Source organism: Acidovorax sp. AC410 (assembly GCF_979253235.1).
The window spans coordinates 3,042,572-3,056,422 of record NZ_CEEDCG010000001.1 but is presented as its reverse complement, the minus strand read 5'-3'; the positions used below and the strand labels follow the sequence as shown (position 1 = coordinate 3,056,422).

The 13,851-nt window shown below is 65.0% G+C and carries 14 protein-coding genes, 1 tRNA gene and 1 pseudogene; 3 read left to right on the top strand and 13 right to left on the bottom strand.

What is annotated here, in order from left to right; all coding sequences use genetic code 11:
• Positions 1-8: 8 nt before the first annotated feature.
• Positions 9-230, top strand: a complete 222-nt coding sequence (locus tag AC0IZS_RS14235) for a DNA gyrase inhibitor YacG (RefSeq protein WP_471636203.1) — start codon at positions 9-11, stop codon at positions 228-230.
• A 33-nt stretch (positions 231-263) separates the two neighbouring features.
• Here AC0IZS_RS14235 and AC0IZS_RS14230 read toward each other — a convergent pair whose 3' ends face one another.
• The 5 genes from AC0IZS_RS14230 to AC0IZS_RS14210 form a co-directional block, all read right to left on the bottom strand.
• Positions 264-737 (bottom strand): NUDIX domain-containing protein, encoded by a 474-nt coding sequence (locus AC0IZS_RS14230; RefSeq protein WP_471639527.1) that lies wholly within the window; start codon positions 735-737, stop codon positions 264-266.
• Positions 715-1,587: an ATP-binding protein gene (locus AC0IZS_RS14225; RefSeq protein WP_471636202.1), complete on the bottom strand. Its 873-nt coding sequence runs from the start codon at positions 1,585-1,587 to the stop codon at positions 715-717. The genes AC0IZS_RS14230 and AC0IZS_RS14225 overlap by 23 nt, the downstream gene beginning before the upstream one ends.
• Positions 1,588-1,606: 19 nt before the next feature.
• Positions 1,607-2,836, bottom strand: a complete 1,230-nt coding sequence (gene argJ, locus AC0IZS_RS14220) for a bifunctional glutamate N-acetyltransferase/amino-acid acetyltransferase ArgJ (protein ID WP_471636201.1) — start codon at positions 2,834-2,836, stop codon at positions 1,607-1,609.
• A gap of 104 nt (positions 2,837-2,940) precedes the next feature.
• Positions 2,941-5,706, bottom strand: a complete 2,766-nt coding sequence (secA, locus tag AC0IZS_RS14215; RefSeq protein ID WP_471636200.1) for a preprotein translocase subunit SecA — start codon at positions 5,704-5,706, stop codon at positions 2,941-2,943.
• 139 nt (positions 5,707-5,845) lie between these two features.
• Positions 5,846-6,826 carry a M23 family metallopeptidase gene (locus tag AC0IZS_RS14210; RefSeq protein ID WP_471636199.1) on the bottom strand — a complete coding sequence of 327 codons (981 nt, stop codon included), beginning with the start codon at positions 6,824-6,826 and terminating at the stop codon, positions 5,846-5,848.
• Positions 6,827-6,858: 32 nt separating this feature from the next.
• On the opposite strand from AC0IZS_RS14210, the gene AC0IZS_RS14205 reads away from it, so the two are divergent.
• Positions 6,859-7,158 carry a hypothetical protein gene (locus AC0IZS_RS14205; RefSeq protein ID WP_471636198.1) on the top strand — a complete coding sequence of 100 codons (300 nt, stop codon included), beginning with the start codon at positions 6,859-6,861 and terminating at the stop codon, positions 7,156-7,158.
• A gap of 56 nt (positions 7,159-7,214) precedes the next feature.
• Here the strand turns inward: AC0IZS_RS14205 and AC0IZS_RS14200 are convergent.
• From AC0IZS_RS14200 to petA, 6 genes and pseudogenes are all read right to left on the bottom strand, one after another.
• Positions 7,215-7,290 (bottom strand) — tRNA-Thr (locus tag AC0IZS_RS14200).
• Between the two features lie 60 nt (positions 7,291-7,350).
• Positions 7,351-7,910: pseudogene (locus AC0IZS_RS14195) on the bottom strand (ClpXP protease specificity-enhancing factor).
• 44 nt (positions 7,911-7,954) lie between these two features.
• Positions 7,955-8,566: a glutathione S-transferase N-terminal domain-containing protein gene (locus AC0IZS_RS14190; RefSeq protein ID WP_007854512.1), complete on the bottom strand. Its 612-nt coding sequence runs from the start codon at positions 8,564-8,566 to the stop codon at positions 7,955-7,957.
• Between the two features lie 103 nt (positions 8,567-8,669).
• Positions 8,670-9,425 (bottom strand): cytochrome c1, encoded by a 756-nt coding sequence (locus AC0IZS_RS14185; protein WP_471636197.1) that lies wholly within the window; start codon positions 9,423-9,425, stop codon positions 8,670-8,672.
• A 16-nt stretch (positions 9,426-9,441) separates the two neighbouring features.
• Entirely contained in the window at positions 9,442-10,857 is a 1,416-nt protein-coding gene (locus AC0IZS_RS14180; protein WP_471636196.1) for a cytochrome b, read from the bottom strand.
• A gap of 13 nt (positions 10,858-10,870) precedes the next feature.
• The gene (gene petA, locus AC0IZS_RS14175) at positions 10,871-11,467 is read right to left on the bottom strand and encodes a ubiquinol-cytochrome c reductase iron-sulfur subunit (protein WP_007854498.1); all 597 of its coding nucleotides are present in this window, start codon (positions 11,465-11,467) and stop codon (positions 10,871-10,873) included.
• Between the two features lie 145 nt (positions 11,468-11,612).
• Here petA and mscL point away from each other — a divergent pair, with 145 nt between their 5' ends.
• Positions 11,613-12,050 carry a large conductance mechanosensitive channel protein MscL gene (gene mscL, locus AC0IZS_RS14170; RefSeq protein WP_471636195.1) on the top strand — a complete coding sequence of 146 codons (438 nt, stop codon included), beginning with the start codon at positions 11,613-11,615 and terminating at the stop codon, positions 12,048-12,050.
• 10 nt (positions 12,051-12,060) lie between these two features.
• Here the strand turns inward: mscL and pdxA are convergent, their stop codons facing one another.
• A complete protein-coding gene (pdxA, locus tag AC0IZS_RS14165) occupies positions 12,061-13,092 on the bottom strand; it encodes a 4-hydroxythreonine-4-phosphate dehydrogenase PdxA (protein WP_471636194.1) in 1,032 nt (343 codons plus the stop codon).
• Positions 13,089-13,847: a Nif3-like dinuclear metal center hexameric protein gene (locus AC0IZS_RS14160; RefSeq protein ID WP_471636193.1), complete on the bottom strand. Its 759-nt coding sequence runs from the start codon at positions 13,845-13,847 to the stop codon at positions 13,089-13,091. The genes pdxA and AC0IZS_RS14160 overlap by 4 nt, the downstream gene beginning before the upstream one ends.
• Positions 13,848-13,851 lie beyond the last annotated feature (4 nt).

Genomic DNA, 13,851 nt, shown 5'->3' with positions numbered 1-13,851 from the left:
CGCCCACCATGGCCCAAAAATCAAACCAGAGCAGCAGCGCTACCCGCATCGTCGTCTGCCCCACCTGCGGCGGCGACAGCATCTACAGCCCTGCCAACGCCTACCGCCCGTTCTGCAGCGAACGCTGCAAGCAGGTGGACCTGGGTGCCTGGGCCAGCGAAGACTTCCGCATGCCTGCCGAGGCGCCGCCGCTGGACGCCCAGTATGGCGACCCCAAGCTGCAGCACTGACTGGGCCGCGGATCGCAGCCCTAGAGCCATGCTTCAGGCCGTTGGAAGTTCCGGCGCCACGAACACCAGGCCGCGCTCCTCAGACAGCCATTGCAGCACCGGGTAGGCCCCCGGCAAGACGGGGCTGACATCCAGCGGCAACTGCTGCCAGGCCATCTCCTGGCCTTCGCGCATCTCGAATTCCCCCGACCAGGCGTGCACCTTGCACCAGTGCAGGCGCACCAGGGCGTGCGGGTAGTCGTGCTCGGTGACCTTCCAGACCTCAGCGGGCCCGATGGTCACGCCCAGTTCCTCGACCAGTTCGCGCCGCAGGGCCTGCTCCACCGTTTCGCCCACCTCCAGCTTGCCACCCGGAAACTCCCAGTAGCCCGCGTAGGGCTTGCCCGGTGGCCGGGTCGACAACAGCAGCGCGCCATCCGGGCGCACCAGGATGCCCACCGCCACCTCCGTGTGCTTGCGCACCACCGCCTCGCCGGCCACGGGCTCAGCCACCCCGGCGCCCCGCATAGTCACGCGCGAACTGGTAGGCCACGCGGCCGCTGCGCGAACCGCGCTCCAGCGCCCATACGAGGGCCTGGGGACGCGCCGCAGCGATGTCCTGGGCATTCACGCCCAACGACGAGAGCCACTGTGCCACGATGGCCAGGTATTCGTCCTGGCTGAAAGGGTAGAAGCTCACCCACAGGCCGAAGCGCTCCGACAGCGAGATCTTTTCCTCGACCACCTCGCCGGGGTGTACCTCACCGTCCTCGCTGTGCGTGTAGGTCAGGTTCTCGGCCATGTACTCGGGCAGCAGGTGGCGGCGGTTGCTGGTGGCGTAGATCAGCACGTTGGGCGTGGCCGCGGCCACCGATCCATCGAGGATGGACTTGAGCGCCTTGTAGCCCGGCTCGCCCTCCTCGAAGCTCAGGTCATCACAGAAGACGATGAACTTCTCGGGCCGGGCCGAGACCACGTCCACGATGTCTGGCAGATCGGTCAGGTCGGCCTTGTCCACCTCGATCAGGCGCAAGCCCTCTGGCGCATAGGCATTCAGGCAGGCCTTGATCAGCGAGGACTTGCCCGTGCCACGCGCGCCCGTGAGCAGCACGTTGTTGGCCGGCTTGCCCTGCACGAACTGGCGCGTGTTGCGCTCGATCTTGTCCTTTTGACCATCGATCTCCTTGAGCTCGGTGAGGGCCATGGCCGCCACATGGCGCACGGGCTCCAGCGTGCCATGGCCGCTGCTGCGCTTGCGATAGCGCCAGGCGATAGACGCCGTCCAGTCGGGGGCCGAGAGCGGCTGCGGCAAGGCTGCCTCAATGCGGGTGATCAGTTGCTCCGCGCGCGCGATCAGGTGTTCCAGTGCTTGGTTCATGTGCCAGAGGCTCGCGTGTTCAGGAGCGGTAATCCGCGTTGATCGTCACGTACTCGTGGCTGAAATCGCAGGTCCACACGGTGTCGGCCGCATCACCCCGGCCCAGCAGCACGCGCACGGTGATCTCGCTTTGCTTCATCACGCGCTGGCCGTCTTCCTCGCGGTAGGCCGGATTGCGCCCGCCCTTGACGGCCACATGCACGTCGTCCAGGTACAGGTCGATCCCGGTCTGGTCCAGGTCGTCGATGCCGGCGTAGCCCACGGCCGCCAGGATGCGGCCCAGGTTCGGGTCACTGGCGAAGAAAGCCGTCTTGACCAGGGGCGAATGGGCGATGGCGTAGGCCACCTTGCGGCACTCGTCGCCGGTCTTGCCGCCTTCGACGCGCACGGTGATGAACTTGGTGGCACCTTCGCCATCGCGCACGATGGCCTGGGCCAGCTTCTGCGCCACCTGCAACATAGCGGCCTGCAGGGCCTTGCCTTCGGCACTGGCCAGGTCGGTGATGGGGGCGTGCGCCGCCTTGTTCGTGGCCACGACCACAAAGGAATCGTTGGTCGAGGTATCGCCGTCGATGGTCACGCGGTTGAACGAACCATCGGCCAGTTCGCGCGCCAGCTGCTGCATCACCGAAGGGTGCACGCAGGCATCCGTGGCCATGAAACCCAGCATGGTCGCCATGTTCGGGCGGATCATGCCGGCGCCCTTGCTGATGCCGGTGATGGACACCGTCGAGCCCGCAATCTGCACCTGGGCCGAAAAAGCCTTGGGCAGCGTGTCGGTGGTCATGATGCCTTCAGCGGCGCGGGCCCAGTGGTCGGGTTGCGCATCGGCAATGGCAGCGGGCAAGCCGGCCTCGATGCGGTCAACGGGCAAGGACTCCATGATCACGCCGGTGGAGAACGGCAGCACCTGCTCGGGCGCCACGTCCAGCTGGCGCGCCATCGCCACGCAGGTGGCACGCGCACGCGCCAGGCCGTCGGCACCGGTGCCGGCGTTTGCATTGCCGGTGTTGATCACCATCGCGCGGATGCCCTGCCCGCCGGCCAGGTGCTCGCGCCCGACCTGCACCGGCGCCGCGCAAAAGCGGTTCTGCGTGAACACGCCCGCCACGCTGGCGCCCTCGTCGAGCAGGAACACGGTGAGGTCCTTGCGGTGGGCCTTGCGGACACCGGCTTCGGCGACACCAATGCGGACGCCGGCAATCGCATGCAGATCGGCGGCGACAGGGGCAAGAAGATGGACGGGCATGGGGGAAGCTCTTTCTTGAAGGAAAACTTGCGTCCGATTATGCGGAAAACCGTGGCGCGCCAATGAAAACACGGGCCGAAGCCCGTGTTGCAGTCGTCAGAAGATCAGGCCAGCTTGCCGTGGCATGCCTTGTACTTCTTGCCGCTGCCGCAAGGGCAAGGGTCGTTGCGCGACACGCGCACGCCTTCGGGCAAAGACAGTTCCTGGGCACCTGCGGCCTGGCGCTGCTCCAGCGTGGTTTCCACCTCGCCGGTTTCGGTGGGCGCCGTGTAGGTCACGTTGGCAATGCTTTCGGCACGGCTTTCCATGTCCTGCGCGGCCTGGTCGAGCTGGGCCTGCGACTGCACCTGCACCGTCATCAGCACCTTCGTGACTTCGTTCTTGACCTGGTCGATCAGCTGGCGGAACAACTCGAAGGCTTCGCGCTTGTACTCCTGCTTGGGCTGCTTTTGGGCATAGCCGCGCAGGTGGATGCCCTGGCGCAGGTAATCGAGCGAACTCAGGTGGTCGCGCCAGTTGGAGTCGAAGTTCTGCAGCAGCACCACGCGCTCGAACTGCGTGAAGTTCTCGCGGCCGACCTGCTCCACCTTGGCGTCGAATGCGGCCTGGGCGGCCTGCACGACCTTCTCCAGGATCTCATCGTCGGTGATGGCGCTCGAACCTTCCACCAGGGCCTTGAGATCGATATCGACCTGCCACTCGTCGGCCAGCACCTTCTGCAGCGTGGGGAGCTCCCATTGCTCTTCCACGGACTCGGCAGGCACGTACTGGCGCACCAGGTCGGTCATGCAATCGTCGCGCATGGCGGCAATCACGTCCGACAGCTCCGAGGCGTCGAGGATGTCGTTGCGCTGCTGGTAGATCACCTTGCGCTGGTCGTTGGCCACGTCGTCGTATTCCAGCAATTGCTTGCGGATGTCGAAGTTGCGGGCCTCCACCTTGCGCTGGGCCGATTCGATGCTGCGGGTCACGATGCCCGCCTCGATGGCCTCGCCGTCGGGCATCTTCAGGCGGTCCATGATGGCTTTGACGCGGTCGCCCGCAAAGATGCGCATCAGCGAATCGTCCAGGCTCAGGTAAAAGCGCGAGGAGCCGGGGTCGCCCTGGCGGCCCGAACGGCCACGCAGCTGGTTGTCGATGCGGCGCGACTCATGGCGTTCGGTGGCGATGATGCGCAGGCCACCCAGGGCCTTGATCTTCTCGTGGTCCACGGACCAGTCGGCGCGCACCTGGGCAATCTTTGCTTCGCGTCCCGCTGCGTCCAGCGCCTCGTCGGCTTCGACAGCAGCGATCAGCTTTTCGATGTTGCCGCCCAGCACGATGTCGGTACCGCGCCCGGCCATGTTGGTGGCGATGGTGATCATGCCGGCACGCCCGGCCTGGGCCACGATGTCGGCCTCGCGGGCATGCTGCTTGGCGTTGAGCACCTGGTGCGGCAGGCCTTCCTTGTTGAGCAACTGGTCGATGATTTCGGAGTTCTCGATCGACGTCGTGCCCACCAGCACCGGCTGGCCACGCTCGTGGCACTCGCGGATGTCCTTGATGGCGGCTTCGTACTTTTCGCGCGTGGTCTTGTAGACGCGGTCGAGCTGGTCGTCGCGGCGGCTCGGGCGGTTCGGCGGGATCACCATGGTTTCCAGGCCATAGATTTCCTGGAACTCGTAGGCTTCGGTGTCGGCCGTACCGGTCATGCCGGCCAGCTTGTTGTACAGGCGGAAGTAGTTCTGGAAGGTGATCGAGGCCAGCGTCTGGTTCTCGGCCTGGATGTTCACGCCTTCCTTGGCTTCCACGGCCTGGTGCAGGCCTTCGCTCCAGCGGCGGCCCGACATCAGGCGGCCGGTGAACTCGTCGACGATCACGATCTCGCCGCCCTGCACCACATAGTGCTGGTCGCGGTGGTACAGGTGGTTGGCACGCAGCGCTGCATACAGGTGGTGCATCAGCGTGATGTTGGCCGGGTCGTAGACCGAGGCGCCTTCGGCGATCAGGCCGTGGCTGGCCAGGATGCGCTCGGCGCTTTCGTGGCCCTGCTCGGTCAGGAACACTTGGTGGGTCTTCTCGTCGAGCGTGAAGTCGCCTGGCTTGGTCACGCCCTCGCCGGTACGGGGATCCGCTTCGCCTTCCTGGCGGATCAGGAGTGGCACCACCTTGTTCATGGCGATGTACATGGCCGTGTGGTCTTCGGCCTGGCCGCTGATGATCAGGGGCGTGCGCGCCTCGTCGATCAAGATCGAGTCCACCTCGTCGACGATCGCGAAGTTCAGGCCCTGCTGCACGCGGTCCGCGGCCTCGTAGACCATGTTGTCGCGCAGGTAGTCGAAACCGTATTCGTTGTTCGTGCCGTAGGTGATGTCGGCGCGGTAGGCAGCCTGCTTTTCCTCACGCGGCATGTTGGGCAGGTTGATACCCACCGAGAGGCCCAGGAAGTTGTACAACCGGCCCATCCATTGCGCATCGCGGTTGGCCAGGTAGTCGTTCACGGTGACCACATGCACGCCCTTGTCGGACAGCGCATTCAGGTACACCGGCAGCGTGGCGGTCAGGGTCTTGCCTTCGCCGGTGCGCATTTCGGCGATCTTGCCGAAGTGCAGCGCCATGCCGCCCAGCAGCTGCACGTCGAAGTGGCGCATCTTCATGATGCGCTTGGAGCCTTCGCGCACCACCGCAAACGCCTCGGGCAGGATGTCGTCCAGCGACTCGCCCTTGGCCACCCGGTCCTTGAACTCTTGCGTCTTGGCGCGAAGCGCCTCGTCCGTCAGCTTCTCGTAGTCGGGCTCCATCGCATTGATGCGGGAGACCGTCTTGCGGTACTGCTTGAGAAGCCGGTCATTGCGGCTGCCGAATAGTTTGGTAAGGAAGTTGGTGGCCATGCGAACAGGACCGCCCCACCCGCTGCAATCAGCGCGCGAAGCGACCGAAACCCCTAAGATGAATTGAGATCAGGTGGGTCCGCCGCCCGGTATTGCAAGGACTGCACTACCGAGGGCTGCGAACGCCGGACCCGCGATTTTACCTGCCTGCAGCAGGGCTGCCGGAAGCTGCCACCAGGCCCGGCTTTTGTGCCGTGGCAACCTGGCCTCCCGCGACCGCACTGCCCGCGCTGAGAAACTTCTGCGGGTCCTGGAAAACCCCTTGCACCAGCACCTCGAAGTGCAGGTGCGGACCAGTCGAACGCCCGGTAGTGCCCACCTCTGCAATCTTCTGCCCGCGCTTGACGATGTCCCCTTGCTTTACCAGGGTACGTGAGGCGTGGGCATAGCGTGTCACCAGCTGGTTGCCATGGTCCACCTCGATCATGTTGCCGTAGGCGGGGTGGTATTCCTGAGTCACGACCACACCGCCGGCAGCGGCCAGGATGGCCGTCCCCGTGTCGGCCTGGAAGTCGAGCCCCGTGTGCAGTGCCGACTGCCCGGTAATGGGGTCGATGCGCCAGCCAAAGGACGACCCCGGCGCCTTGCCGGCCACGGGTGCATGCGTGGGAACCATCTTCTTGCGGATGTGCTGGTCGAACAGGCGCGACTCCATCACCGTCATCAGGTCCACGCGCTGGTTGGTCAAGCGCTCCAGGTCGTCGAGCGTGGCCTGCAGCTCTTCCATGCTCAGGTTGTGGGCACTCACCAACGCGCCGCCGCGCCCGTCGCTGCGCAGCTCCGTGGCAGGCATGCCGGCCAGACCCAGCACGCGCTCGCCCAACGACTCAAGCTGCACCATGCGCGCCTGCATCTCTCCGACGCGCCTGGCCATGGCATCCAGGTTGGCGCGCATGAAACGGTCGCGTTCGGCGAACTCATCCTTTACCACCAGGCGCACCAGCGCACCGAAGACCGGCCAGCCTTCGCGCGCGCCCTTGAGGAAGACCCAGTGGTACAGCCCGGCGGCCGTGACCATGAGTCCGAGGGAAAGAACCAGGCCCGCCAGCAGAAGGCGAACCCCGGAAAGGTGAATGGCGCGGCTGCGCGCCAAACGGGCGTCCGTGATAATCAGGTGCACTACGACATCTCCACGCCCACCGGCGCATCCCCATGACCCGCCGCCACCACGCCGTCACCCTGCAGCAAGCCAGCGAGGAATCTCCCACGCTGCACATGCTGACCGCATTGACACGCGACTCCAGCGAACGGCTCAAGGCCATTGAATTGTTGTTACCTGCCGGCCTGCGCCAGTCCGTCCAGGCCGGGCCCATCGATGGGTCCACCTGGTGCCTGCTGGTCAAGAGCAATGCCGCCGCGGCCAAGATCCGTCAACTGCTGCCTGCATTGCAGGCGCACTTGCGCAGCCGGGGGTGGGAGGTTAACTCCATTCGGCTGAAAGTTCAAACCTGAAAAACAAGCGATACGCCTGTCAGGTGCAGCGAATGGACGAAAAAAGAGGTGAAAGGTGGTGCCGGTTATCGGAATCGAACTGATGACCTACCGCTTACAAGGCGGGTGCTCTACCAACTGAGCTAAACCGGCGAAGGCTGGATTTTATCCTGCAAAAACAGCCCGAAAAATGAACCGGGAAGGTGCGCCGGCTTATTTCACCCGCTTGAGTGCGGGGCGGCTGCCACCACCGGAGGGCGATGGACGCGGCGGATTGCCATCACCGCCATCGGCGGCGGGGGGGACTCCCCTGGCACAAGATGCACCACCCGGTCGTCCGCAGGCGATGGTACTGCCGACGGGGGTACGGCGACCGGTACCTGGGACAACTCGGCCGGCGCCGAAGCCGGTACTGACAGGCCTTGCGGCGGGGCGCCACCCACCAGGTTGTCCACCGGCGGCGGAAACGCCATGCCCTGCCCGTTCTCGCGCGCATAGATCGCAATCACCCGGCCCACAGGCACCAGGATCTCGCGCGGCTTGCCGCCGAAGCGGGCCTTGAACTCGATGAAATCATTGCCCAGCTGCAGCGCGCTGGTGGCGTCGTAGCTGATGTTGAGCACGATTTCGCCATCGTTGACATACTCGCGCGGCACCTGCACGGACTCGTCCACCCGCACCGCCACGTAGGGCGTGAGCCCGTTGTCCGTGCACCACTCGTACAGGGCGCGGATCAGGTAGGGGCGTGTGGACGTGGATTCCGTGGCATTCATGGGCTAAAGGCAGGCGTTCTGGGACGGACGATGGCGCACGCGCATTACTTGCGCATGACCTTTTCGGAGGGTGTCAGCGCTTCGATGTAGGCCGGGCGCGAGAAGATGCGCTCGGCATACTTGAGCAGCGGGGCCGCATTCTTGCTCAGGTCGATGCCATAGTAGTCCAGACGCCACAGCAGCGGGGCAATGGCCACATCCAGCATGGAGAAGTTGTCGCCCAGCATGTACTTGTTCTTGAGGAACACGGGTGCCAGTTGCGTCAGGCGGTCACGGATGTGGGCACGCGCCTTTTCCAGCGCCTTCTCGTTGCCCTTGGTCGCACGCGACTCCAGGATGTTCACATGCACGAACAGTTCCTTCTCGAAGTTGAGCAGGAACAGGCGCACACGGGCACGGTCCACCGGGTCGCCGGGCATCAGCTGCGGGTGCGGGAAGCGCTCGTCGATGTACTCGTTGATGATGTTCGACTCGTACAGGATCAGGTCGCGCTCGACCAGGATAGGCACCTGGCCGTAGGGGTTCATCACGCTGATGTCTTCGGGCTTGTTGTACAGGTCCACATCGCGAATTTCGAAGTCCATGCCCTTTTCGAACAGGACGAAGCGGCAGCGGTGGGAGAAGGGACAGGTCGTTCCCGAGTAAAGCACCATCATGGTGTGAGGCTCCTAAAAATCAAAAGAGTGGGAGCCAAAAGCGCCCACTCTGTAAAGACCCCGCCGCACCCCGCGAAGGGGTGTGGCATGTGGATCCGGCGTGTTACTTGACGTCTTTCCAGAACGCTGCGTTCAGTCTCCAGGCAATGACCGTGAACACACCCAGGAAGAGCAGCACCCAGACACCGACGCGGATGCGGGTGTTCTGCGCGGGCTCACCCATCCATTGCAGGTAGTTCACGAGATCGCCGATATTCTGTTCGAACTGCAAAGGCGTCACCGTGCCAGGGGTCACCTGCTGCCAGCCCTTGAAGACCTGGGTCTTGTGGCCATGGCTTTCATGCTCCTCGAAGACCGGGCGGCGATCGCCCTGCATCTCCCACAGCACGTGCGGCATGCCCACGCTCGGAAAAGCCAGGTTGTTCCAGCCCGTGGCCTTGGTCTCGTCGCGGTAGAAAGTGCGCAGGAAGGTGTACAGGTAGTCCGCACCCGTGCCGCCATGGCCGGCACGCGAACGCGCGATCACGGTCAGGTCCGGCGGGTTGGCACCGAACCATTCCTTGGCCTGCTTGGGATCGATGGACGCCTTCATGGTTTCGCCGACCTTATCGGTCGCGAACAGCAGGTTGTCCTTGATCTCCTGCTCGGTCAGGCCGATGTCGCGCAGGCGGTTGTAGCGCATGAACGCAGCAGAGTGGCAGCTCAGGCAGTAGTTGACGAAGATCTTGGCGCCGTTTTGCAGCGATGCCAGGTCGTTGGTCTTGTTGGGCGCCTTGTCCCAGGCGATGCCGCCTTCAGCGGCCTGCGCACCCGAAACAATGCCCAGGGCTGCGATCAGCGTGAGGATGAGTTTCTTCATTGTTCTTGTCTCCCGCTCAGTGCGCGGCAAAGGTCACACGGTCAGGCACCGGCTTGGGCGTACCCAGGCGGCTCCACACGGGCATCAGGATGAAGAAGCCGAAGTAGAACAGCGTACCGACCTGAGACACGCGCTCACCGATGGCCGATGGCGGCTGCACACCCAGGTAACCCAGGATCAGGAAGTTGATCACGAAGATGCCGTACAGGTACTTGTGCCAGTCGGGGCGGTAGCGGATCGACTTGACCGGGCTGTAGTCCAGCCATGGCAGGAAGAACAGGATGATCACGGCACCGCCCATCACCACCACACCCCAGAACTTGGCGTCGATGGCCAGCATCAGCGCGGCGACCACCAGCGAGGCCACCACGGCTCCGGCCTTGATGAAGCTCGGCAGCTTGAGCTTGACCGAAGCCAGTACTGCACCGCCCACCACGCACAGGATCAGCGCATACATCATCTCGCTGGTGATGGCACGCAGCATCGAGTAGAACGGCGTGAAGTACCAGACCGGCGCAATGTGCGCAGGCGTCTTCAGCGGATCAGCCGGGATGAAGTTGTTGTATTCGAGGAAGTAGCCGCCGAACTCGGGGGCGAAGAAGATCACCGCCGTGAAGGCCATCAGGAACACGCAGACACCGAAGATGTCATGCACCGTGTAGTAGGGGTGGAAGGGCACGCCATCCAGGGGCTTGCCATTGGCATCCTTGGGCGCCTTGGGTCCCTTGATCTCCACGCCGTCGGGGTTGTTCGAGCCCACGTCGTGCAGCGCCAGCAAGTGGGCCACCACCAGGCCCAGCAGCACCAGCGGCACGGCAATCACGTGGAAGCTGAAGAAGCGGTTCAGCGTGGCATCACCCACCACGTAGTCGCCACGGATCAGCAGCGCCAGGTCCGGGCCCACGAAGGGGATCGCGGCGAACAGGTTCACGATCACCTGGGCGCCCCAGTACGACATCTGGCCCCAGGGCAGCAGGTAGCCCATGAAGGCCTCGGCCATCAGGCACAGGAAGATCGCGCAGCCGAACACCCACACCAGCTCGCGCGGCTTGCGGTAGCTGCCGTAGATGAGCCCACGGAACATGTGCAGGTAGACCACCACGAAGAAGGCCGAGGCCCCCGTGGAGTGCATGTAGCGGATCAGCCAGCCCCAGGGCACGTCGCGCATGATGTACTCGACCGACTCGAAGGCCTTGGCAGCGTCGGGCTTGTAGTGCATCACCAGGAAGATGCCGGTGACGATCTGGATCACCAGCACCAAGAGCGACAGCGAGCCGAAGATGTACCAGAAGTTGAAGTTCTTCGGAGCGTAGTACTCCGACATGTGTACGCGGTAGGCATCGAAAGCGGTCGGGAACCGGTTCTCGAACCAGTTGGTGACCTTCGCGCCTGCCGAGGCGTTGGGGGAGATTTCCTTGAATTCGTGGGCCATGTTCTTGTATCCCTCAAGCCTTGTCTTCACCGATCAGGAGGCGGGTCTCCGACAGGTACATGTGGGGCGGCACTTCCAGATTGTCCGGGGCCGGCTTGTTCTTGAACACACGGCCGGCCATGTCGAACGTGGAGCCATGGCATGGGCACAGGAACCCACCCTTCCAGTCATCGGGCAGCGAGGCCTGCGCGCCGGTCTGGAACTTGTCCGACGGCGAGCACCCCAGGTGCGAGCAGATGCCCACCGCCACCAGGATCTCGGGCTTGATGGAGCGCGCTTCGTTGCGGGCGTACTCGGGCGTCAGTTCCGAGGGCTTGCGCTCGGACTTGGGATCCGCCAGCTGGCCATCGAGCTTGGGCAGCTCGGCGAGCTGCTCGGGCGTGCGCTTGACGATCCAGACGGGCTTGCCGCGCCACTCCACGGTGACTTTTTCTCCGGGCTTGAGCGCGGAGATATCCACCTCGACGGCCGCACCTGCAGCCTTGGCCCGCTCGGAAGGCTGGAAGGTACTCACGAAAGGAACGGCGGTTGCCACGCCGCCCACCGCACCAGCACAGCCGGACGCAATCAGCCACGTCCGCTTGCTGGAGTCGATTGGGGTGTCACTCATGGGGATCCTCGATGTACATCGCTATTGGGGTCAACCGCGAATTGTAGCGGAGTGAAAAGGGTCATTGCAGGCGGGCAGTCCGCCTTGACAGGGCGCTGACCTGGGCAATACTCGGCTTCTTGTCTATTATCAAGGGGGGTTATCCATGGGCATTGCACAAGAGTTCCGGGAATTTGCGGTCAAGGGCAACGTGATCGACCTGGCTGTGGGGGTCATCATCGGCGGCGCCTTCGGCAAGATCGTGGATTCGGTCGTATCCGATCTGATCCTGCCCGTGGTGGGACTGGTGTTCGGGAAACTCGATTTTTCCAACCTGTTCATCGTGCTGGGCAACGTGCCGGCCGGCACCGCGATGACGCTGGACGCCCTCAAAAAGGCGGGCGTCCCGGTATTCGCCTACGGCAACTTCATCACCGTGGCGGTGAACTTCATCATCCTCGCATTCATCATCTTCATGATGATCAAGCAGATCAACCGCTTGAAGCGCGAAACCCCGGCGGCACCGGCTGCTCCAGCCGCGCCGCCCGAAGACATCGCGCTGCTGCGCGAAATCCGCGACAGCCTCAGGAACCGCCAGCCCTGAGCATCCGGCGCTATCGCGCCAGTTGGCGGGCCATGCGCACCGCCTCCACCAGGCTGCTAGCGTCGGCGATGCCCTGGCCGGCGATGTCGAAGGCAGTGCCGTGGTCGGGGCTGGTGCGCACCAGCGGCAGGCCCAGCGTCACGTTCACGCCCTTGTCCACCCCCAGGTACTTCACGGGGATCAGGCCCTGGTCGTGGTACATGGCCACCACCACATCGAACTCGCCCGGGTGGCCGGGCGCATGGCGCGCACGCATGAACACCGTGTCGGGCGCGAACGGGCCATGCACGTCCATGCCCTGCGCCCTCGCCGCCGCAATGGCCGGCGCGATGGTGTCCATCTCTTCGCGGCCGAACAGGCCGCCCTCCCCCGCGTGGGGATTGAGCCCCGCCACGCCGATGCGCGGTGCCCGGCCCAGGGTGCGCAGCAGGGCGTCATGGGTGATCTGCAGCGTCTGCGCCAGGTTGGCGGGCGTCACAGCCTCAATGGCGTCGCGCAGCGACATGTGGATGCTGACCAACACCGTGCGCAGTTCATCACTGGCCAGCATCATGCGCACTGGCATGGTGGCCGGGGGCACGCCCTGGTGCCGCGCCGCCTCGGCCTGCAGCAGCTCGGTGTGGCCCGGAAAGGCCACCCCAGCGGCCGACAGCGCCTCCTTGTGCAGCGGCGCCGTGACCAGGGCCGCCACCTCCCCGCGCAGTGCGGCCCGTGCCGCCCACACCACGCAATCGGCTGCCGCTCGGCCGGCCTCGGCGCCGATGCGGCCCCAGGGCTGTGGCCCGGGCAACCCCGGCAACGGCAGCACCGGCACGCAACGCGGGGGTACCTGCAGTGCCTGCGCCGGCACCTCGATCAGCGCCACCGGCAGCGAGGGCATGCCGGGGCGCTCGATGCACTGCGCCGCCCGGCGCAGCGTGGCCACGTCGCCCACTACAAAGCAGCCGCGCAGATCGGCGGGCGCATCGCGGAAGGCCTTGGCAATGATTTCGGGACCGATCCCGGCGGGATCGCCCTGGGTAATGGCGATGGCGGTGCTCATGCGGGGTTGTCCACCTCGATGAAGACATGCTCCACACCCGCCTGCTGCGCCACATGCGCGGCCACCGCCGGGGCGCCGTAGCGCTCCGTTGCATGGTGGCCCGCCGCGATGAAGCACACACCCGTCTCGCGCGCCAGGTGGGCCTGGGGTTCGGAGATTTCCCCGGTGATGAAGGCGTCGGCCCCGGCGGCAATGGCCGGCTCGAAATAGCCCTGCGCCCCGCCCGTACACCAGGCCACGCGGCGAATCGGCCGCCGCAGCGCCCCCTCGGGCTGCACCAGCGTCACGGCGCGGCCGAGGGCGCCGGCCACCTGATCGGCCAGGGCCTGGCCATCGGCGAACTGCGCACCGGCCACGCAGCCCAGGTCCTGCTCGCCAAAGCGCGCATCGGCTGCCAGGCCCAGCACCCGGCCCAGCTGCGCGTTGTTGCCCAGCTCGGGATGGACATCAAGCGGCAGGTGGTAGGCAAACAGGTTGATGTCGTGCGCCAGCAGCAGTTGAAGGCGCTGCTTCATCCAGCCGACCACGCGGCCGTCCTGCCCGCGCCAGAACAGGCCGTGGTGCACGAAGATCGCGTCCGCGCGCGCATCGATGGCTGCCTCGATCAGCGCGCGGCTGGCCGTCACGCCACTCACGATGCGGGTAATGGTTTCCCGGCCCTCGACCTGCAGGCCATTGGGCCCGTAGTCCTTGAAGCGTGCGGGCTGCAGCAGCGCATCGAACGCCTGCAGAAGTTGGTGCCGGGAAATGCTCATGCGC